Consider the following 21,853-nt stretch of genomic DNA (forward strand, 5'->3'; position numbering starts at 1 on the left):
ATTATTACATATTTTTTAGGAGAAGATATTATGAAAAAAGTATTTTTAGGAATAAATATAATTTTATTGTGGATTACGATTTGGCATTTTTATAGATTTCCAATAACTGAAAATATGAGTTTGTCTTTGCACAATAAAAAAATTTATAGAAGGCTGATATTTAATACAATTGATTCGCTTGTTAAAGATAAAAATGACTTATTATTTAATATTAATTTTGGCGGGGAAGAGCAGGATGATGTAGGAAGAGCGTATGTGAAAGGATTGATGAAAAAAGGAGATGTGTGGATAGGATATGTTTACTCTTTTGATGAAATTATAAAAGAAAGTCCAGCTTATGCTAGCAATCCACCAAATGGAGATGGATTGGTAGTGGAAGAATATGTAAATAAACATTCAGGATATTTTTATGTAACTTCAAATGAGACCAAATATCATTTGACAAAAGAAGAAATAATGAGAAAATTTAATTTAAAAAAATTAAGTTTAAAAAATCCTAGATTTTTTGTAGATAAGTTTGGGACGGATAGAGAATTGTCAAATTGGTATAGAGACGCATGTGAACTTACACAGGGTAAGCTGAAGAGTGAAAAAGATATAAAATACGCAAAGAATATCGAAAAAAGAATAAAAAAGAAAAGAATTTTTTGGGTATTGAGTTTAATTCTTTGTTTAATATTGCAAATATTATATTTAACAAAAAATAAAAAGAATACAAAATAATTTTATCAGAATAATGTAAATAAGTGGCAATCATATTCAAAATTTGTAATTTTTTACGTAAATATGGAGTATTTTCCTGTCTATATCTTTAATTAAATTATTTATTTTTCTTATAATTTTTTGGTCCTGAGTTTGCCAATAGAGATATTCTTCCCATGCTTCATCAGACCATACTTTTTTCACTATTCCACCTCAATTAATTCGTGTTCTTTTAATGTAGTTTTTCCCTCTTTTACATTTTGGATTGATTGATTTAGATGTTCCATATTTTGTTTGCTATAAAATGAATCTGCGCTTATTTCAAATGGTATACGTCTTTCAGAACCTAATTTTTTTATAGTGGCTGATAAAGAAAATCCCATGTCAGAGTATGCCTGTTCAGCATTTTTCTTGATGGTATCATCAATTTGTAAATTAATTTGTGCATAAAACCGTCTTTTTCAAATATAGTATACTATGTAACAATTATAAAGCAAATTTATATAATTTGCTATACGAAAAAGTTCAGATAGCTAATAATTTAGCTATAATTTTTTATTATTATAAATTTTAAAAATATTTTTTAGGCTCCAAATACTTTAATTAAAGCCTTTGCTGAATATATAACTAAATTTTTGAGTAAAATGTAAAAAAAATTTAAAAAAATGTTGACAAAAATATTAAATAGTGATATATTATATTTGTTAGCAATCATAGAAGAAGAGTGCTAATAAAATAAAAATAATTTTAATTAGAAAAATTTAAAAAGAAAAAGGTGATGGATATGGAACAGAACTTTACGCAAAAAAGTTTTGAGGCTATTTCAGAGGCTAATAACTTTGCGATTAGATACAGACATTCTGATATAAAGGTGGAACATTTAATGCTTGCACTTGTGGGGCAGATGGATGGATTGATTCCTAGCGTGCTTAAGAAAATGGGAATTGATACGACTGATATGATTAGGAAGATTGAGAGCAAACTAGAAAGTTTTCCTAAGATTGAAGGTGGAAATAGCGAGCCAAGAGCGAATAGTGAATTAAATAGAGTTCTCGTTGGAGCAAGAGATACTGCAAAGAAAATGGGAGACAGCTATATTAGTACAGAACATTTGTTTTTGGCAAGTTATGATAATAACAGTTTTTTGAAAGATTACGGAATAAACAAGAAACAGTTTGAAACTGTACTTGAAAATGTAAGAGGAGGTAGAAAAATTATGACAGATAATCCAGAAAGTACATACGAAGCATTAGATAAATTTGGAAAAGATCTCGTTGAACTGGCTCGAAAAGGTAAACTTGATCCAATTATTGGAAGAGATAATGAAATACGACGGGCTATACAGATTTTATCAAGAAGAAATAAAAACAATCCGATTCTGATTGGAGAGCCTGGAGTTGGGAAAACAGCCATTGCAGAAGGGATTGCACAAAGAATATTGAAGGGCGATGTGCCTGAAAACTTGAAGGATAAAACAATTTTCTCACTTGATATGGGTGCCTTGATTGCAGGGGCGAAATATCGTGGGGAATTTGAGGAAAGATTAAAAGCGGTATTGGAAGAAATTGAAAAAAGTGAAGGAAGAATAATACTTTTCATTGATGAAGTACATAATATTGTAGGAGCAGGAAAAACAGAAGGATCTATGGATGCTGGAAACCTTTTGAAGCCAATGCTTGCACGTGGGGAAATAAAGGTTATTGGAGCTACTACGATTGATGAATATAGAAAATATATCGAAAAGGATGCGGCACTTGAGCGTAGATTTCAGCCTGTAATGGTAGATGAGCCGACTGTGGAAGATACTATTTCAATTTTACGTGGATTGAAAGAAAAATTTGAAATTTTCCATGGAATCAGAATTACGGATAATGCTATAGTTACTGCGGCTACAATGAGTGACAGATATATAAATGACAGATTTTTACCAGATAAAGCGATAGACTTGATTGATGAGGCAGCTGCAAAAGTAAAGACTGAAATTAATTCAATGCCGACAGAGCTTGACGAAGTGACAAGACGTGTTATGCAGCTTGAAATTGAAAAAGTGGCACTTGAGAAGGAAAAAGATCAGGCTTCTAAGGATAGACTTGTTACATTGGAAAAAGAATTGGCAGAACTTAATGAGAAAAAGGCTGCGTTTAAGGCACAATGGGAAAGTGAAAAGCAGGAAGTTGAAAAAATACAAAATATTAATACAGAAATTGAAAAAGTTAAACTTCAAATTGCCGATGCGCAAAGAAAAAATGACTACAACAAACTGGCAGAACTGCAATACGGTAAATTGCCAGCACTGGAAAAACAAAGGGCAGATGAAGAAGAAAAAGCCAAAAATCAAAATCCAGATACAAATAAATTATTAAAACAGGAAATTGACAGTGAAGAAATAGCAGAAATTGTTGGAAAATGGACTGGGATACCAGTTTCAAAATTGTTACAGGGAGAGCGTGAAAAAATCTTACACCTTGCAGAACAAATGATGAAAAGAGTAATCGGACAAGATGAAGCAATCACAACAATAAGTGACACAATAATTCGTTCACGTGCTGGATTAAAAGATCCAAACCGTCCAATTGGTTCATTTATTTTCTTAGGACCAACAGGGGTAGGTAAGACTTATTTGACAAAAACTCTTGCATTTAACCTGTTTGACGATGAAAGCAATATTATTAGAATTGACATGAGTGAATACATGGATAAATTTAGCACCACAAGATTAATCGGAGCGCCTCCAGGGTATGTAGGATATGAAGAAGGTGGTCAGTTGACAGAAGCTGTGAGAAGAAAACCTTATTCAGTAATCCTGTTTGACGAAATTGAAAAGGCTCATCCAGATGTATTTAATATTCTGTTGCAGCTACTTGACGATGGAAGGCTTACAGATGGTAAAGGGAAAGTTGTAGACTTTAAGAATACAATTATCATTATGACTTCAAATATCGGAAGTGAAATTATATTGGAAGATCCGCAAGTTTCCGAGCCAACAAAAGAAGCTGTATTAAATGAAATGAAACATAGATTCAAGCCAGAATTCTTGAACAGAATTGACGATATTATCGTATTTAAAGCATTAGGAAAAGAAAGTGTGAAAAATATTATCTCGCTTATCCTTGATGAAATAAATGATAAATTAAAAGAACAATATATAAAAATTGAATTTACAGACAAAGCTCTAGATTATATTGTAAATGAGGCTTATGACCCAGCTTATGGAGCAAGACCTCTAAAACGTTTTGTTCAAAAAGATATAGAAACTAACTTATCAAAAATGATTTTGAGCAACGAAGTACCTGAAAATAGTACAGTTGTGCTGGATAGCGATGGGGAAAAATTGATTTACGATGTGAAGAAATAAATTAGGAATTGAATAAAACTTTAAAATATTTTTTGAAGTGAGTTTTTAGGAAATAGAGAAGTATCAGAAATGGTACTTCTTTTTTTTCAGAAAAGATGTAAAAACAAACATATTGTTTGACAATTTTTTATAAAATAAATATAATGTATTTACAAAAATAATATTATTTTAAGTGGATAAATGAGTGAAATAAAAAATAGTCTAAAGTTTTGGGGACACTCCAATGCCGGAGCAGAATTAGACAGCATACTGCCACCAACTTCACGTAGAAAGGGAGCAAGAGAGGCAAAAAAACAGACTGTATTACAGAAAATAAGAAATATAGTGGAAATTTTTATTGGAATTTAGCTATACATTCAAACCTATTTAAAATTAATTATATAAATTTAGGGATTGAGTAAAATAGTTATAGTTTTTTAGTTCGGTTTTAAAGAAATTTTACTATAGATTATAATAATTTTAAAAATAAAAAGTGATATTGTAAATTTTTTTTATAAAATCTATCAGTATCACTTTTTTATTCTAATAATTTTTAATTTTTTCTATTTCTTTCAATTTTCTTCTTTAAAGCCTTAAAAGGTAATTTTTTTAATATTTTCTGGAATCATAGTATAAATCGCCTTCCTCTTTCTTTCACGGACTATCTGTAATAACAATACCTTATAAAAGTTCAAATATCAATAAAATCGACAGTGTTAATATATAAAAAACTTAAAAATGATATTTTTTTTATTGAAAAATTCTAAGAAATTTAGTAAAATGTACTTAGTAAGAAAGGTATATTTTAGTCAAAACATAATAATTTTTATTTTTTTATAATTTTTTCTAAATGTTCGGATATTAAATTATAAAAAAGAGATTTGCAAAATTAAGGGAGAACAGAATTATGAAAAAATTACATATTTTAAGTACAATGATGCTGTCAGCAGCAACTGCAATGGCTCAGGAAATAAAGATAAATGGGGGCTGGGACTTTGACAGGGCATATAAAAATGATTTAACTAAACATCAGAAAGGTTTGTCGAATACTATTTATGACTATAAATTTAAAAATGGTCCCGTTGCAGGAATAGAGTGGCTGTTTGACAATCAGGGAAGGTTTGAATTAGGAATTGGTGCAGAACATAAGTTTTCTGTAAAATCTTCATCTTTAAAAGATAAAAATGAAATGAAAATGTATGAAATAACACCGATGTACTTAACAAGTAAATATAATTTAATAACTTCTAAAAAAGGAAATGATCTGATGTATCTTATCGGAAGAGCAGGGTATGCTCAGGCTAAAGCTGGAAGAGACAACAAAGAAGATTTGAACGATAAAAATTTTCGTGGTGGTCTTTATTATGCTGGTGGTCTAGGTACTCAAGTTGGTCCCATTTCAATTGAAGCATTGTATGAAAGATCAAATTTACGATATGACAAAGTAAATTTAGGTAATATAAATAGAAATAATATAAGTACTCTAAATAATTTTAAAAAGACGAAAGACAATATAAATACTGTTGGTATAAGAATAGGATATAGTATCGGAAATACAAAAAATTTACCAAAGAAAAAAAATGAAACTGTACCTTTTGATCCTTTTAGAACTGATATTTTTGCTAAAACAGGAGATATGCAATATACTACGGATAAAATTCAGAAAAAAAAATGGAATGGCGGAGAACTTAGATTAAATGCAGGATATAATTTTAAGAACAGATATAATGTTCAGCCAGAGCAATTTTTAGGAACAGGAATGAAAAATAATAAATGGCAGTCTGCAAAATCTGATTTTGATATAAAAAAAATGCCTGTTGTTGGCTTGGAATATTTATTTGATAATCAAGGAGTTGTTGAATTAGGTCTAGGCGTTGAACAAAAATTTTATGATATTACTGCTTTTTTTAATGATAAAAATCAAAAACATGTTTTAAGAACATATCCCGCTTATGCTACAACAAAAATTAACTTAGTAAATAATAAAGGAGATAATCTTATTTACGCTGTTGGACGAATAGGATATGTACATGGTGAAATAAAGGAAGAAAACTTTAACAAGAAAGATCTTCGTGGCGGTCTTTACTACGCTGGAGGATTAGGTACAGAATTAGGACCAGTTTCTATAGAAGCCCTTTACGAAAGGTCAAATTTTAAATATCAGCCAAAAGATACAGTCAGTCCTATAAAAACTAAAGTTAAAATTGATACATTTGGTATAAGAGTAGGATATAGAATAGGAAGTATAAAAAATAAACCGAAAATAAAAGAAGTTAAAACAGCAGCATATACCTATAATATACCAGAAGAAGACAGGATAAATATAGCCGGCAATTTGAAAAACAAAAGTAATGAAGTTTTAACTTTTAAAAGAAGTTCTGCAAAAAAACTGAAATCTTTGGAAAATGAAATAAAGGAAGTTAGAGTGGCAGACCATAATAATTATAACGATATACCAGAAGAAGATAGGATAGATATAGCTGGTAATTTGAAAGAAAAAAGTAATACTGATTCAACTTTAAAAAAAGGTACTGTAAAAAGGGAAAAATACTTTGAAGATGAGATGAAAAAAGAAAACACTAAAACTGTATCTGAAGAAGATTCCATAGATATAATCAATAATTTAAGTTTTAACAGATTATAAATTATAGGTTTTCTAAAAAGAAAAAATTTGACTACAACATGAAGTTGAAACATTAATTTGGGAAAGGTGATAGAAAATGAAAAGATTTATAATTGCTGTACTGATCTTAATTTTTATGAGTTTTTTGATAATGGCTGAAAATATAGGTAATGTATCTTCTTCAGTAAGCGAAATAAAATCGAATAACGATATATTATTAAAATGTTCAAATATGGCGGGAGAAAGTACACAAGTAACTGGAATAAATGAAAATAATGGGAATAATATATTTTTAAAATGTATGAATTCTGAAAATATAAATGAAAGTATAGTTACAACAAATAAAATTAATTCCAAAGATATATTATTGGAATGTTTAAATCCGAGTGAAAAAACAGCAGGTGAAACAGAGAAAGTTGGAAATTCTAATGAAAAAATATTAAAATGTTCAAATATAGTTAAAATAATTAATGCGAGTGAATTACTTCAAACAGATAAAATTGGGGATGTCAAAGGAATACAGTTAAAATGTTCAAATCCAGTAAAAAATGTAAATACAGCTGAAAACCCACTATCTGAAAGCAACAGTTCAAAAGATATAGTTTTAAAATGTTCAAGTACATCTGAAAATCTTTTGAAAAACGAAACAACGATAAATAGTGAAAGAGTAACTACAACTGAAATAACATTAAAATGTTCAAATGTAGTTAAAGTTATTGATGGAAATAAAGTCTTTTCGGATAATTTAGAAAATTATGATGCAGTAATATTAAACTGTACAGAGAAAACAGAAAATAACAACAATATTATTGGTAATATAGGACAACCAAAAGGGAATATTGGGTCGTTAGGAAGTAATATAGGTGGAAAAGTTCCTATTGGACCTATTATTGGGGGAGCAGTAGGAATTCCTGCTGTTGGAGCGATTGTCGGAGGAATTGGACATCATGGTGGTAAAGGAAAAGATGACTCTCCGAAAGCTCAAAATGGTGGTAACAATGGTTCAAATAATAGTGGAAAAAATGATATTGGAAAACCCAAAAAAGATGATTCAAAAATACATAATGTAAAAGGAATTGGAATTCAGCCAGTTAATCCTTTTTGGAGAAGTAATCTTCAAGAAGCGGAAGACTCTTATTCAAAAATAGCAAGGGTAGGATTTCAGTGGGTAAGAATTACAGCTTCGTGGCATAGAATTCAATCTTCAAAAAACGGAGGGTATGACTGGCAGGACATAGATGATGCTATTGCTCTTGCAAAAAAATATAACTTAAAAGTTTTGATGCAAATAAGTAGTGCTCCCGAATGGGCAACAGGAGTAGACAAACTTTCAGCTGCTGAAAAAAATGCGTTAAATGCAAGAAAAATTTGGGTAGCATCATTTGCTCCGCTTCCGCAGTATGATAATGATTTTTCAAATTTTGTAAGTGCATTAGTAAATAGATATGCTCGGCAAGGAGTAATTGACTATGAATTTTGGAATGAACCAGGAAATCCAGAATTTTGGCATGACACGATTCAAAATCCTAAACCTAATCCTGAACATTATACTCATTTATTGAAAATAGCCTATACAGCAGCACATAATGCACATAATGATGTAAATGTTATGGCTGGTGGAATGACAGTAGGAGGGAGTAATAATTCAACAGGGTATATTGGACCTATGGAATTTTTAGAGAGAATGTACAGAGCTGGAGCAAAAGAATATTTTGACGGTGTATCACATCATCCTTATGGAATTTATGCTAGAGCTTTTCGGGATAATGGATGGGCAAATATGATAGGTGATGTTGTAAAACCTGGAGGCGGAGAAAAAACATTATATCAGATAATGTTAGAGAATGGTGATGGAAATAAAAAAATATGGCCGTCAGAAGTAGGACTAGATGCCGCTTATCCTGGAGTCGATGAAACAAAACAAGCCAATGTAATAAGCCAAATTTTAGGATGGTATCAAAAATCAAATATATTTGGGCCTCTTATTCTATATCAAGCAAAAGACAGAAAGCCTTATATTACTTCAGGAGTAGTTGATAGAGATAGTAATGGCGATGGGTGGCTTGATGTAAATATTGATACAAATGGCGATGGTATTCCTGATGCAAATATTGACGCAGATAATAATGGACGGCCTGATATACTGGATGCTGCAGACCCTGCAAATTATTTTGGGATTTGGAAGTCAGATGGTACTGAAAAGAAGGCAGTAGATGTGATTCGAAGATTTATTAATAATCAGCCGTTACCTGGATCAAATCCATTAACAAATGGATGTGATAGTGCCACAGATGCTTCAGGACAATGGAAGAGTGTAAAATGTTGGGAATTTAAAGATAGAAATCTCCCTTCTGATTGGCAAAGTAAAAAGGCTATTAATCATCTAAATAGTCACTTGTCTTATTTACACAATAATATCAGTCTTGTAAACGGTGATCATGTTAGAATTACTACACGTCGTCATTGTGTTAATAGAAGAGGAGACCCGTTAACTGATGCAAATGCGACTACAGGAGTTTGTCCTGCAGGTAAGGTTACCCAATATTCGAGTGGTAGGCTAGAATCTAATAAGCTTGTGGATGCTTCTAAGCCGTTCCGTGCAGAAGTACGTGCCAGAATGAACTGGAATCGTCTGCAAGGAATGCGTACAGCTCTTTGGATGCAGAAACAGCACAATGATGTAGATACGCCTATTTGTAAAAATCCAGGTGGAAGTGCCCCTTACGGTTCACTATTAATTTTAGAATGGTTTGCAAGCACTCCTAGTTATGCATGGCCTGCAACTAATATTAGCTGTTATTACAGCCAAGTTAATCACGAGTGGACACCGCGTGGATTTACACATCGACTGGAAAATATTGTTGGTGGACACACTACATCACTAACACATGAATGGCACGTTTGGGCAATTGAGTTTGATGGAACAAAAGTACGTTATTATATGGATGGAAGGTTGATTCCAGTAGTTCATTATCGTATTAAGGATGCTCAACGTATCAGTGTAGTTGACAATACTAGATATGATCAATACGGTAACTATCTTTCTACTATGCCAGATGAAGACTTTAGCAAGCTAAATATTCCTTCTGCCTTAATTAAACAAGGATTTGAGAACGATAAATGGCATTTCATTTTTAATGATTATGTGGAATGGGAACCAGGTTTGAATCCACCTTCTGAACATTCTCCGTTCCCAGTTCAAACTACAGAGATTGACTACGTACGTTTGTATCGTAAAAATTGATTTTATATCAGATATACGAGCTAAAGAAAGATAATTTTAAATTTGTTTAAAAAAAGATAAACTGTTTCATAAGAATGATTTTATGAAGCAGTTTTCTTTTGTTATATATACTTGAAACAATTTAAAATGGAACTACTAAAATTATACAAATTTAGTGTTTGGGTAAAATAGTCATAGCTTTTTATTTTTCTTCTATCTCTTGTCTATAATAACCAGACCTTATAAAATTTGAATTGTCAATATATTCATATACAAAATTTTGAAAAAAACTTTACAAATGTGAAAAAATTAGTTATAATAATAAATATTATGTGATAGAGGTGCAATTATTAAAAGTAAATTTATGGAGAAAAGTCGATTCTGTGAAATAAGTTGAAAGGAATAATTGCCGAAGTGTAAGGATTGACTATCTTTATTGCTGGGGCTATGGAGAATATCCATAGGACTGTCATTATCAAAGGATAATGGGGAGCTGTCAGATATAATTCATATAAATTTTTTAAGTTTTTTAGTTTTAAATAAAAATAATAAAAATTTTTAGATATATGTTTTATATGCTGATGCTTGTTATCGGCATTTTTTATTATCCGAAAAACAAAAATACTGAAAGGAGAAGGAAATTTTTTATTTTTAAAAAGTTTCTGTGGAAATATGAAATTATTTGGAACGTCGAAAGTTAATGAAAAAGGCAATTTATCAATAGGAGGAGTGGATACCGTTGAACTCGTAAAAGAATTTAAAACGCCACTTTATGTTATGGATCAGGAGCTTATTGAAACAACGATAGATAAAATGAAAGAGGCATTTAAGTCTACGAGATTTAATACAAGAATTGCTTATGCTGGGAAAGCGTTTTTGTCAACGGGGATGATTAAACTGGTTGAATCAAAAGGACTGGATTTGGATGTTGTTTCGGGCGGAGAACTTTATACTGCTCATAAAGCGGGATTTCCGATGAATAAAGTTCATTTGCATGGAAACAATAAATTAGTAAGTGAAATTAAAATGGCTGTTGAATTTGGGATTGATACGATTGTTGTTGATAATGAAGATGAAATTGATAAAATTGAGAGAATTTGCCGTGAAAAAGGGAAGAAACAGGCTGTGCTTGTGAGAATCGATCCAGGAATAGAGGCACATACGCATCATTATATAAAGACTTCTGGGCTTACTTCAAAATTTGGAATTTCATTGTTTCAGGATAATTTATTTGATATAATTAAAAGGCTGAATGATAGCGAATGGATAGAATTTAAAGGATTTCATACGCATATCGGTTCACAAATTTTCCAATCGGCGTTCTTTATATTTGCTCTAGATGAGATTTTTAAATATTTAGATAAATTGAAAAAGGAATTGGGAATAGTAGTTCACACAGTAAATATGGGTGGAGGATTTGGAGTTTACTATAAGGAAGGAGATGATCCGAAACCGATAGAGGAAGTACTTAGTGAAATAATAACATACACGGAAGCAATGGAAATTAAATATCAGATTGGATTTAAGGAACTTTGCATTGAGCCAGGAAGAAGTATTGTCGGAAATGCTGGAACTACTTTGTACGAAGTTGGAGGAATTAAGGAAACAGTCGGCGGAAAAACGTATGTATTTATAGATGGAGGAATGTCGGATAATATAAGAACGGCATTATATCAGGCAGAATATGAAGCTGGAGTTGTAAGCAAGCTAAATGATACAGATGTAAGAGAAATAACTTTGGCAGGAAAACTGTGTGAATCAGGGGATATTATCATTGAAAAAGGAAAATTGCCAAAAGCAACAGAAATTGGAGATATTGTGGCAGTAACGACAACAGGGGCATATTGTTACACAATGTCAAGCAACTATAACAGAATGATGCGACCAGCAGTTGTATTCGTAAAGAATGGAAAAGCTAAAGTTGCGGTAAAGAGAGAAACATTGGATGATTTAATTAGAAATGATGAAATTTTTGATTTATAAAAAATAAGAAAGAGGTGAATTTATTGTGATTATTGTACATAAATATGGTGGAACTTCGGTTGCTACAACGGAGAAAATAATGAATATCGCAAAATATTTGGGAAGTGTGAAGGATTCTGGAAACGATGTGGTTGTCGTGGTTTCAGCGATGGGAAAAACTACAGATGCCTTAATAAAATTGGCTCACGAAATTACCGATAAACCTGATTTGAGGGAAATGGACAGGCTGATGTCAACTGGAGAGCAGCAGACAATCGCATTGCTTAGCATCGCTTTACAGACGCTTGGATACGAGGCTATCTCGCTTACAGGGGCTCAGGCAGGAATAAAAACAAGCGGACATTATACAAAAAACAGAATCGAAGACATTAACGGAAAAGAGATAAAAGAACATTTATCAAAAGGGAAAATTGTAGTTGTGGCTGGATTTCAGGGAGTAAATGAAGCTGGAGATGTGACAACTTTGGGACGTGGAGGATCTGATACTTCGGCTGTTGCTCTAGCGGCTGCACTTGGAGGGAAATGTGAAATTTACACAGATGTGGACGGAATTTATTCAATTGATCCAAGAGTTTATAAAGATGCCAAAAAATTGCCAGTTGTTTCTTATGATGAAATGATGGAGCTGGCTTTTTTAGGAGCTGGAGTAATGGAGCCAAGAGCAGTTGAGCTTGGAAGCAAATATGGTGTAGAAATTTACGTTGGAAAATCGCTTGGAGAAAAAAACGGAACGATTATAACATCAAGAGAAAAAACAAAGGAGAATAAGGAAATGGAGCAAAAAGTAATAACAGGGGTATCAATCAATGAAAATATGGTAATGGTAAACGTGGAGGAAATTCCAACAAATGCACAAAACGTGTATGAAATCTTCAAAAGAGCCGAAGCAAACGGAATAAACATTGATATAATAAGTCAAAATGATGTAACAAGCCATCACGGAAGCTTTGCCTTCACTTGTCCAAAAACAGATATTGCGGCACTTGAAAAAATTGGAGCAGAAATAGAAGCAGAATTTCCAAGAACATCGTTCATAATAAATCCTTACATTACAAAAGTTTCTGTAGTAGGAATAGGACTGATAAGCAACATTGGAGTTGCTGCCAAAATGTTTAGAATCCTTTCAGAAAACGACATAAGTTTCCATCAGGTTTCTACTTCTGAAATCAGTATTTCGTTAGTTGTAGACGAAGTTATGGGAAAAAGAGTAGCTGAATTATTTGCTAAGGAATTTGATTTGTAAAAGGAGAGTCTGAGTTAAAAGAATAGTAATGAAACTATATCAAAGTATCTTTTTAAGCAATTCAAAGATTATTAAAAAAAATAAATTTTATAATGTGAACTAGATAAAGTATTTTTAAAGGAAATTTTATGAAAAGAGTTTTGATAACAGGTGCAAGCAGTGGAATTGGATATGAACTTGCTAAAATTTATGCAGAAAATGGACATGACTTGGTTATTGTGGCACGAAACAGGGATAAATTGGGAATGCTGCAAAAAGAAATTTTTGAGGAAATTTCTAAAAATATTAAAGTAACTGTGATTGAAAATGACTTGTCACAGGAAAATGCTGCTGAAAGGCTTTATAATCAGATAAAATCTAGCAATCTTAAAATTGATACGCTTGTGAATAATGCTGGAGCGGGTATTTATGGAAGGTTTTCTGAATTTGATGAAGAAACGATGAAAAGAAATGATGCAATGATAAATTTGAATATAAAGGCAGTTGTAGAATTGACAAGGCTGTTTTTGGCTGACATGATAAAAGATGGAAGAGGCGAGATATTAAATGTTTCTTCAGTCGCAGCTTTTATGCCAGGACCTCTGATGAGTACGTATTATGCGAGCAAGGCCTTTGTGCAGTCGTTTACTGAAGCGGTTAGGGAAGAAATGAAAAATGATATTCGTACGAAAAATATAAAAATATGTGCTCTTTGTCCTGGTCCAACAGCTACTGAATTTGAAAAAAGCAGTAATTTGGAAGAAAGTTCACTTTTTGAACGAATGAAAGTTATGTCAGCTAAAAAAGTGGCTGAAATTGGCTATAAGAAATTTCAGAAGGGGAAAATAATTATAATTCCTGGAATTTTTAATAGAATTGCAGTTTTTGGAACTAGATTTTTTTCAAGAAAGTTTGTTGTAAGAATAGCTAGAAAAATTCAGGAAAAAAAGAAAGATTCTTAATAAAAAAATTTTAGTATAAGTTGAGAATATTTTAAAAATTAAAGGAGGTTTTGAAATGTTAAAATTTGAAAAGTATCAAGGTGCGGGGAATGATTTTATTATTGTTACTGAAAGGGAACTAATTGAAAAGGGGATACCTGAATATGGGGAATTTGCTAGTCAGGTTTGTGACAGGCATTTCGGAATAGGTGCAGATGGTCTGATTATTTTAAAATATGTGGCAAGCATGCCATTTATGTTTTTCTTTAATGGAGATGGAAGTCAAGCACCAATGTGTGGAAATGGAATAAGATGTTTTTCACATTATCTTGCGAATAATCATTTAGTTGAAGGGGATGAATTTGTTGTAAAAACAGTTCCTGGCGACTTAATGATAAGAGTAAATTATGATGAGGAAAAAGATGATTTTTCAGCAAGAGTGAATATGGGTAAACCTGTTTTTAATGTAAAAGAATTGATAAATACTGAAAAAGAGCAGTTTTTAAGAGAAAAAATCAATATCGATGGAACAGAAATTGAAATTTCATATATTTTTATGGGAACTGACCATTCTGTAATATTTGTAAATGATTTTAATGATTACAATATTGATGAATTTGGTAAAAAAATTGAAAATTATACTGATTTGTTTCCAAAAAAAGTTAATGTAAACTTTGTGAAAGTGCATGATAGAAAACATATGGAAGTAATCACTTGGGAACGTGGGGCAGGACGGACATTAGCTTGTGGAACAGGCGTAACTGCTTCAGCAGTATTGGCAAAGACTTTTGGATTTGTTGATGAAAAAGTGAATGTAAAAGTTCCAGGCGGTCAGCTTGTTATTGAGTATGAAGGTGGAGAAAACGATGCTTTTATGACAGGACCTAGTGAAAAAATAGCTGAAGGATTGTATAAATATCAAAGATAACTTGAATATTGTATTATTTTCAGTGTAATAATTAAGTTAATTATAAATTTAAAAGTAAATACTATTCAGCAATGAAATTAAGCCTTTTTATTTATTAAAAAAATATAATTTGTACTTTTTAGATAGAGTTTAGTTATATTTAAAATTTTAAATAGGAATAAAATAAAAAATTAGGAAACTAAATTAAGGAAAGAAGGAATAAAATGAAATTTGAAGGTTCATACGTGGCTTTAATTACGCCATTTAAAAATAATGGAACGGAATTGGATGAAGATAAATTAAGAGAATTGGTAAATTATCACATTGAAAATGGAACATCTGGAATAGTACCTTGCGGAACGACTGGAGAAGCTCCAACTCTGACATTTGCAGAACATGAAAAAGTAATAAAAATAGTTGTGGAAGAAGTGAAAGGAAGAATACAAGTAGTCGCTGGAGCAGGATCGAATAACACAACAAGAGCGATAGAACTTACAAAATACGCAAAGGAACTGGGAGCGGATGCAGCGTTAAGCACTTGCCCATACTACAATAAACCAAGTCAAAGAGGACTTTATGAACACTACAAAACAATTGCACAGGAAGCAAAATTTCCTATAATGCTTTACAATGTGCCTGGAAGAACAGGAACAAATATCGAAGCAGAAACAATCGCAAAACTGGCTGAACTGCCTGAAATTGTAGCTGTAAAGGAAGCGACAGGAAGTCTTGAACAAATGATAAGAATTCAGGATTTATGCGGAGATAAAATTGAAATTCTTTCAGGAGAAGATCACCTAATCCTGCCAATGCTGTCAATCGGCGCAAAAGGAGTCGTTTCTGTAGTTGCCAACATAATGCCCCAAGAAATGAGCGATCTAATCAGTTCATTCTTAAACAAGAACTTTGACAAAGCGTTTGAACTGCACACAAAATTATACGATGTAAGCAGAAACATGTTCGTGGAAGGAAACCCTGTAACTGTGAAGGCTGCTATGAAAATACTTGGAAAACTTGACAATGACATAGTAAGATTGCCATTGACGGCAGCTGAAGCTGATACTTATGGGAAATTGACAAAAGTGTTTAAAGAAAAAGGGATTTTTTAATTTTTTGTTATTTTTGGAGGAAATGTATTGTGAGTAAATTATTAATATTAGGTAATACTAATGTGTATACATTTTGCAATTCTATTTTAGGTGCTAATGAAAAATCGAAAGAAATATTTGATGGAGAAAGTATTAGTGAAATATATGTAATTCATTCACCTGAATCTTTTAATGAACTTTTTGTTAAAAATAATGATAAAGAAAATGGAAATACACGAGAATGGATTGATGAAATAGAAAGACATGGAATAAAAGAAGATTTTTTTATTCATAAGATTTTAAATAAGGATACTTCAATGGAAACTTTTTTTAAATATATAAAAAAAATTTTTGAATTTTCTCAATTAGATAAACTGATTATTGATTTAACAAATGGAATGTCTGAGTTTAAAACAACTTTAGCAATAGCTGCCTATATTGTGGGACAGCCTAGGACATTTCACATAGATATTTCTAAATTGCAGTTAGATATGAAAGAAAAAAGAAAAATTCTAGGAATAGAAATATTAAGGAAATGCTATAAAGAAATTATTCCTGGACGTAAAATTGATGAAATAGCCTATATGAACTTAACTGAAGTTGTAAGATATGAAGATCAAATTGAAAAATTAACAGGCATATATTCAAATTTTGAAATTGAAGAAGTTAGCAATCCGTCTTTTTTTAAAAATAATCTTTTAAATGCAATTAGATTAAAAATAAAAGGTGATCAAAAAGGTATTGATAAAGAAGAAACATATTATAACTCTATGTATCGAATCTCATCTACAGCAATGGCATCAAGTTTAGAAGATATAATTGATCGGTTTTTAATAAGCTATAAAATTAATGATTTAAAAAATTCGTTTACATTAGGGCAGAAGATTCACTTTTTAGAAAAAGCAATACATGGGAAATGCTCAAAAGAATTTGATTATAACTTTTTTGAGAAATTCAATGAATTTATGCTGTATTTACGAAATAGTACAACTCATAAAGCTTTAAATATATCTAATAGTGAAAAATTTAAGACTTCTTTATCATTACATATGTTATTTGTATTCGTTGAATATTATTCTAAAATTATTTATACTGAACTTAAAAATATAAATAAAAATATAACTGAAAAAGAAAAAGATATAGTTACTTTGGATGAATTTAAGGATTCTAAGATAAGATATTATGGTTTAGATGGAGATAATACTGGGAGTGCATTAGAAAGATTATTTGATAGAAATGTTAATGAAAATGAAATAAAAAAATTTAGTAATAGTATAAAAAAAGCAAAAGAAAATATTGTTTCATATATTAAAAAGAATAATGGAAAAGTTATTTTTGCTGAGGGTGATGATATTTTATTTAAAGGAGAATTTAAAGTAGAAGATTTACAAAAGATGCTTTCACTATATAGAGATGGTACTGGAATGACATGTTCAATAGGGTATGGAGACACTTTAAAAGAAACATTGTTTTCAATGAAAATTGCAAAATTAGAAAAAAATTCAATTAAAGGATATAGAATTAGAAAAGAATAGCATACTTATATGAAGTATAAAGACAGAGTTATGTTTGTGAGAAATGTTGATATGATATAAAATGTTACAGAATAGCTAGATAGTTGTAGACAAATAGCTTGGAAAAAAAATTTAAAAGATATTGGAAAAATATTAGTATTGAAAAATTTTGTAGAAATTTGAAAAATAATGATTTTAATAAAAGTTAGATTTTAAATAATCGTTGTTGTAAAAGACAGCGGTTATTTTTTTCAAAAAGTTTAAAAAAATATAAAAATTTTTTTGATTATCTGAAATTATGGGGTACAATATTGTTAATAGGGAAATGTTTTTTAATAATGGAAATTAGAAATTGAGAGGAATGAATAAAGATGATACACACAACAAAAGAGTTAGAAGAGATACAGAAAAATTTTATCGAAATGGAAGTAAAAAGTTTTGCAAGGGAAGTTATTGAATTTATTGATGAAAGTCCCAGTGCTTATCATGTTGTGAAAAATTGTTCAGATATTTTAGAAGAAAATGGTTTTGAGAGGGTTATGCCTCGTGAAAAATGGGAACTAAAAAAAGGTGGAAAATATTTTTTGAAAAAATCCAGCTCTACTATAATTGCAATTACAATTGGTGAAAATTTTGATGTGAGAAAAGGGTTTAAGATTTTTGGAGCACATACCGATTCTCCTTGTTTTAGGATAAAACCTAATCCTGAAATGGTTACAGAAAATATGGTGAGATTAAATACAGAAGTTTATGGAGCACCTATTTTGAGTACATGGTTTGATAGACCTCTTTCCATTGCTGGACGTGTTATTGTGAAAGGAGAAGATCCATTTTTTCCAAAAACTGTAAAAATTAAGATAGATGAACCGCTTTTAACAATACCAAATCTTGCAATTCATCAGAATAGAGAAGTAAATAATGGAGTAAAAATTGATAAACAGAATGATGTTTTGCCTGTAATTTCACTTATTAATCAAAATTTTGAGAAGGAAGGCTATCTTGAAAGAATTATTTTGGAAAAGACAGGGATAAAAAAAGAAAATATAATTGATTTTGATTTGTATTTATATGCAACAGAAAAAGGATGTCTTTTAGGTCCAAATGAAGAATTTATGTCATCTCCAAAACTTGACAACCTTGCTTCTGTTTATACAGGTCTTCTTGGGCTTGTGGAAGAGAAGGCTAGTCAGGACCAGATTAACATTTTTGTAGCATTTGACAACGAAGAGATAGGAAGTGCTACAAAACAGGGAGCAGATTCCAATTATCTTTTGAATACGCTGGAAAGAATTGCTTTATCGTTAGGGCTTGACCGAAGTAATTTTTTGCAGATGCTTGAAAATTCGTTTATTTTGTCGGCTGATGCTGCACATGCGGCACACCCTGCACATTTGGAAAAAACGGATCCTACAAATCGTGGAAAAATAAATGAAGGAATTTCAATAAAAATTAGCGCAAAACAGAAATATACATCCGATGGATATTCGATTGCTGTAATTAGACAGCTTATAAAAGGAACGGATATACGGATTCAGCCTTTTGTAAATGAATCAAATGAACTTGGAGGAAGTACAATCGGTCCGCTTTCTTCAACACATCTTGATATAGACGGAGTAGATTTGGGAGTTCCGATGTTTGCGATGCATTCGGTACGTGAATTATGTGGAATTTTTGATGTATTTTATTTGAAGGAATTAGCAAAGGAATTTTTTTCAAAAGGATAAAAAATATTATTTTTAAAGAGATAGCAGTATATCGGCTATCTTTTTTTAATGGCAAGTTTGTTGTTTTTTTAGAGTATCTATGATAAAATGAAAAATAATACGAAATAGTAGAAAGGTAGTAAAATGAAAGTGTATTTGGAATTATTCTGGATTTTTTTTAAGATAGGTACATTTACTCTTGGTGGTGGATATGCTATGGTTCCGCTTATACAGAATGAAATTGTGAATAAGAAAAAGTGGATTGAGGAAGAGGAGTTTGTAAAACTTCTGGCACTTGCCCAGTCTTCACCAGGTGCATTGGCTGTGAATGTTTCAGTTTTTGTGGGATACAAGATGAAAAGAACTTTGGGGATTGTAACTACAGTTCTGGGAGCAACATTGCCATCATTTATAATTATTCTTGTAATAGCTTCATTATTTAGCAATATACAGGATAACATATATGTTATAAAGGCTTTTAAGGCTATAAGACCAATGGTAGTCGCATTGATTGCTGCGAGTGTCTATACAATTGGAAAATCGGCTAAAATTAATAAAAAAACGTTATGGATTGTGATTTTGGTTGCAGTAATGGTCGCATTTCTTAAATTTCCACCTATTGTTATGATTATTTTAGGTGCTTTTTTAGGAAATGTCTGGATGAATTGGAGGGGAAAAAGATGAGTTTGGCAATACTATTAGTGTTATTTTTTGTGTTTTTTAAAATAGGGCTGTTCAGTTTTGGTGGCGGATATGCAATTTTACCACTTATTCAGGCGGATGTTGTAGATTTGCATAAATGGGTAAATGTACAGCAGTTTACGGACATTGTGGCAATTTCACAGGTAACACCAGGACCAATTTCATTAAATGCCGCAACTTATGTCGGTTATCTGATTGGAAACAAGACTGGATTTTGGGATGCATTTATAATGGGGACAGTCGCAACATTGGGATTAATTCTTCCCTCAGTTATTATAATGACAATTTTTAGTAAATTTTATTTAAAATTTCAATACAATAAATATATGGACAATGCTTTTGCAGGATTAAAAATCGTTGTTGTCGGATTAATTCTGGCGGCAGCTATAATGCTGATTGATAAAAAGAACTTTATAGACTGGAAAAGTGTAGCAATATTCATTATTTCTGTGGCACTTGTGTTAAAATGGAAAATGAATCCAATATTGCTTACAGTAATTGCGGCAATTGCAGGAATAATGATTTATTAGATATATTTGTTTTCTTAGAAAGTTTGAATGAACAAGTTGAGAAATTTTGGTATAAAATTTTCTAATAAATAAAAACTACGTAAATACTGTATAGTTATTGAGATATAGTATGAAAAAGTTATTTGAGAATAAGTTTTATAAAAAAATAGAAAAACTATTAATAGTCATAAATATTTATAAATAAAATTATAAAAATTTTTAAAATGATAGATTATATAATTAAATTTAATTAAAGGATATTTTAATAGCTGCTAAATAAATAGAAAATGAATTTAATTTCATAAATTTTATGACTTTTGCTATTTAAACAAAGAAATTGTAGAAAATAATTTATCATAGGATACGAGAATATAAAAAGAAAAGAGGAAAAATTATGAAAAAAAAATATACTATCGCAGTATTAATATTAATTTTAATATTTAGCTGTGGTAAAAAAGATAAAAAATCACAAAATTCTCAAAGTAAGCCAAATATTGAAAATAGACAGGATGATAAGCTCAAGGAATTGATAAAAAAAGCCGAAAAGGGAGATATATTGGCACAAACTGAACTTGGAGAAATGTATCTTCACGGAAATGGAGTAAAAGCGGATTATAAAAAATCTATAGAATGGAGCAAAAAAGCATCTGAAAAAGGAAGCTACCGTGCAATGACTAACATTGGAATTCTTTATTTGGATGGACTTGGTGTAGAAAAAGACTATAAAAAGGCTTTTGATTCATTTTCAAAGGCAACAGATGGGGGAGATATGAAGGCACCAAGATACTTGGGAATAATGTCTGAGAAAGGGCTTGGAGTGAAAAAAAGCCTTGATGATGCCGCATTTTACTATGAAATTGGGGATAGCAGCGGAGACTTGACGTCACGATACAACTTAGGAAAAATTCATGAAAAGGCAGGAGATTACGCAAGAGCAGTAGAACTTTATAAAAAAACAGACAACAGGATGGATCATGTTACAGCTCCAATGTATGAAGCTCTAGGAGATTTATATGCCGCTGGAAAAGGTGTGGAAAAAAGTACAAAAGAAGCTAGGGAATGGTACGAAAAAGCTGTAAAATCAGGAAGTCAGGAAGCTAGTAAGAAATTAAATAACTTGAAATAAAATAAATTATCGTATAACCAGCTATATTTTAATAAAATCTAGTTATTATCTCTAAAAATACAAGTTTTATTAATATTTGAATTGACTTTTTCTTAAAATTAGAGAAAATTTATAAATAATCTTATTTACTAAAATTGTTATTTATGATAAAATGAATATAAGAAATTAATATTGAAGAAATTTATATATTTTTATATTTAATTTAATTTTTTTAAGTTTTATAATCTTAGTTTAAATATAAAAATACAGGAATATTGAGTAAAGAATATATTTACA

Annotated in this window: 16 protein-coding genes, 1 pseudogene and 1 riboswitch; of the genes and pseudogenes, 15 read left to right on the top strand and 2 right to left on the bottom strand. The window is 30.8% G+C overall.

What is annotated here, in order from left to right; all coding sequences use genetic code 11:
- The first annotated feature begins 30 nt into the window (after positions 1 to 30).
- A complete protein-coding gene (locus BQ5344_RS05800) occupies positions 31 to 723 on the top strand; it encodes a hypothetical protein (RefSeq protein WP_071124532.1) in 693 nt (230 codons plus the stop codon).
- A gap of 75 nt (positions 724 to 798) precedes the next feature.
- On the opposite strand, the pseudogene BQ5344_RS05805 reads toward BQ5344_RS05800, so the two are convergent.
- Both BQ5344_RS05805 and BQ5344_RS05810 read right to left on the bottom strand, forming a co-directional pair.
- Positions 799 to 906, bottom strand: a pseudogene (locus BQ5344_RS05805) (type II toxin-antitoxin system YoeB family toxin); the annotation flags it as partial.
- Positions 906 to 1,142: a type II toxin-antitoxin system RelB/DinJ family antitoxin gene (locus BQ5344_RS05810; RefSeq protein ID WP_071124534.1), complete on the bottom strand. Its 237-nt coding sequence runs from the start codon at positions 1,140 to 1,142 to the stop codon at positions 906 to 908. The gene BQ5344_RS05810 and the pseudogene BQ5344_RS05805, both read right to left, overlap by 1 nt.
- Before the next feature lie 344 nt (positions 1,143 to 1,486).
- Here BQ5344_RS05810 and clpB point away from each other — a divergent pair, with 344 nt between their 5' ends.
- From clpB to BQ5344_RS05875, 14 genes are all read left to right on the top strand, one after another.
- Positions 1,487 to 4,057 carry an ATP-dependent chaperone ClpB gene (gene clpB, locus BQ5344_RS05815; RefSeq protein ID WP_071124535.1) on the top strand — a complete coding sequence of 857 codons (2,571 nt, stop codon included), beginning with the start codon at positions 1,487 to 1,489 and terminating at the stop codon, positions 4,055 to 4,057.
- A 180-nt stretch (positions 4,058 to 4,237) separates the two neighbouring features.
- A complete protein-coding gene (locus tag BQ5344_RS12085) occupies positions 4,238 to 4,405 on the top strand; it encodes a hypothetical protein (RefSeq protein ID WP_021770140.1) in 168 nt (55 codons plus the stop codon).
- A 538-nt stretch (positions 4,406 to 4,943) separates the two neighbouring features.
- Positions 4,944 to 6,680 (top strand): hypothetical protein, encoded by a 1,737-nt coding sequence (locus BQ5344_RS05820; protein ID WP_071124536.1) that lies wholly within the window; start codon positions 4,944 to 4,946, stop codon positions 6,678 to 6,680.
- 76 nt (positions 6,681 to 6,756) lie between these two features.
- Entirely contained in the window at positions 6,757 to 9,903 is a 3,147-nt protein-coding gene (locus BQ5344_RS05825) for a beta-galactosidase (protein WP_071124537.1), read from the top strand.
- 307 nt (positions 9,904 to 10,210) lie between these two features.
- Positions 10,211 to 10,386: riboswitch (Lysine riboswitch) on the top strand.
- Positions 10,387 to 10,554: 168 nt separating this feature from the next.
- Positions 10,555 to 11,865, top strand: a complete 1,311-nt coding sequence (gene lysA, locus BQ5344_RS05830) for a diaminopimelate decarboxylase (protein WP_071124538.1) — start codon at positions 10,555 to 10,557, stop codon at positions 11,863 to 11,865.
- Positions 11,866 to 11,890: 25 nt separating this feature from the next.
- Positions 11,891 to 13,108 (top strand): aspartate kinase, encoded by a 1,218-nt coding sequence (locus tag BQ5344_RS05835; RefSeq protein WP_083378209.1) that lies wholly within the window; start codon positions 11,891 to 11,893, stop codon positions 13,106 to 13,108.
- Between the two features lie 128 nt (positions 13,109 to 13,236).
- Entirely contained in the window at positions 13,237 to 14,049 is an 813-nt protein-coding gene (locus BQ5344_RS05840; protein WP_071124540.1) for an SDR family NAD(P)-dependent oxidoreductase, read from the top strand.
- A gap of 55 nt (positions 14,050 to 14,104) precedes the next feature.
- Positions 14,105 to 14,956 carry a diaminopimelate epimerase gene (dapF, locus tag BQ5344_RS05845; protein WP_071124541.1) on the top strand — a complete coding sequence of 284 codons (852 nt, stop codon included), beginning with the start codon at positions 14,105 to 14,107 and terminating at the stop codon, positions 14,954 to 14,956.
- Positions 14,957 to 15,159: 203 nt separating this feature from the next.
- Positions 15,160 to 16,044 carry a 4-hydroxy-tetrahydrodipicolinate synthase gene (dapA, locus tag BQ5344_RS05850; protein ID WP_006804399.1) on the top strand — a complete coding sequence of 295 codons (885 nt, stop codon included), beginning with the start codon at positions 15,160 to 15,162 and terminating at the stop codon, positions 16,042 to 16,044.
- Between the two features lie 29 nt (positions 16,045 to 16,073).
- Positions 16,074 to 17,558, top strand: coding sequence for a mCpol domain-containing protein (locus BQ5344_RS05855; RefSeq protein WP_071124542.1), 1,485 nt, complete (start codon positions 16,074 to 16,076; stop codon positions 17,556 to 17,558).
- A gap of 350 nt (positions 17,559 to 17,908) precedes the next feature.
- Positions 17,909 to 19,261: a M18 family aminopeptidase gene (locus BQ5344_RS05860; RefSeq protein ID WP_071124543.1), complete on the top strand. Its 1,353-nt coding sequence runs from the start codon at positions 17,909 to 17,911 to the stop codon at positions 19,259 to 19,261.
- Positions 19,262 to 19,384: 123 nt separating this feature from the next.
- Positions 19,385 to 19,924 (top strand): chromate transporter, encoded by a 540-nt coding sequence (locus BQ5344_RS05865; protein WP_071124544.1) that lies wholly within the window; start codon positions 19,385 to 19,387, stop codon positions 19,922 to 19,924.
- Positions 19,921 to 20,472 (top strand): chromate transporter, encoded by a 552-nt coding sequence (locus BQ5344_RS05870; RefSeq protein WP_071124545.1) that lies wholly within the window; start codon positions 19,921 to 19,923, stop codon positions 20,470 to 20,472. The genes BQ5344_RS05865 and BQ5344_RS05870 overlap by 4 nt, the downstream gene beginning before the upstream one ends.
- Positions 20,473 to 20,845: 373 nt before the next feature.
- The gene (locus tag BQ5344_RS05875) at positions 20,846 to 21,577 is read left to right on the top strand and encodes a tetratricopeptide repeat protein (protein ID WP_071124546.1); all 732 of its coding nucleotides are present in this window, start codon (positions 20,846 to 20,848) and stop codon (positions 21,575 to 21,577) included.
- Positions 21,578 to 21,853: the final 276 nt, after the last annotated feature.

The sequence above is a fragment of the Leptotrichia massiliensis genome (genome assembly GCF_900104625.1).
Taxonomy (GTDB): Bacteria; Fusobacteriota; Fusobacteriia; order Fusobacteriales; family Leptotrichiaceae; genus Leptotrichia; species Leptotrichia massiliensis.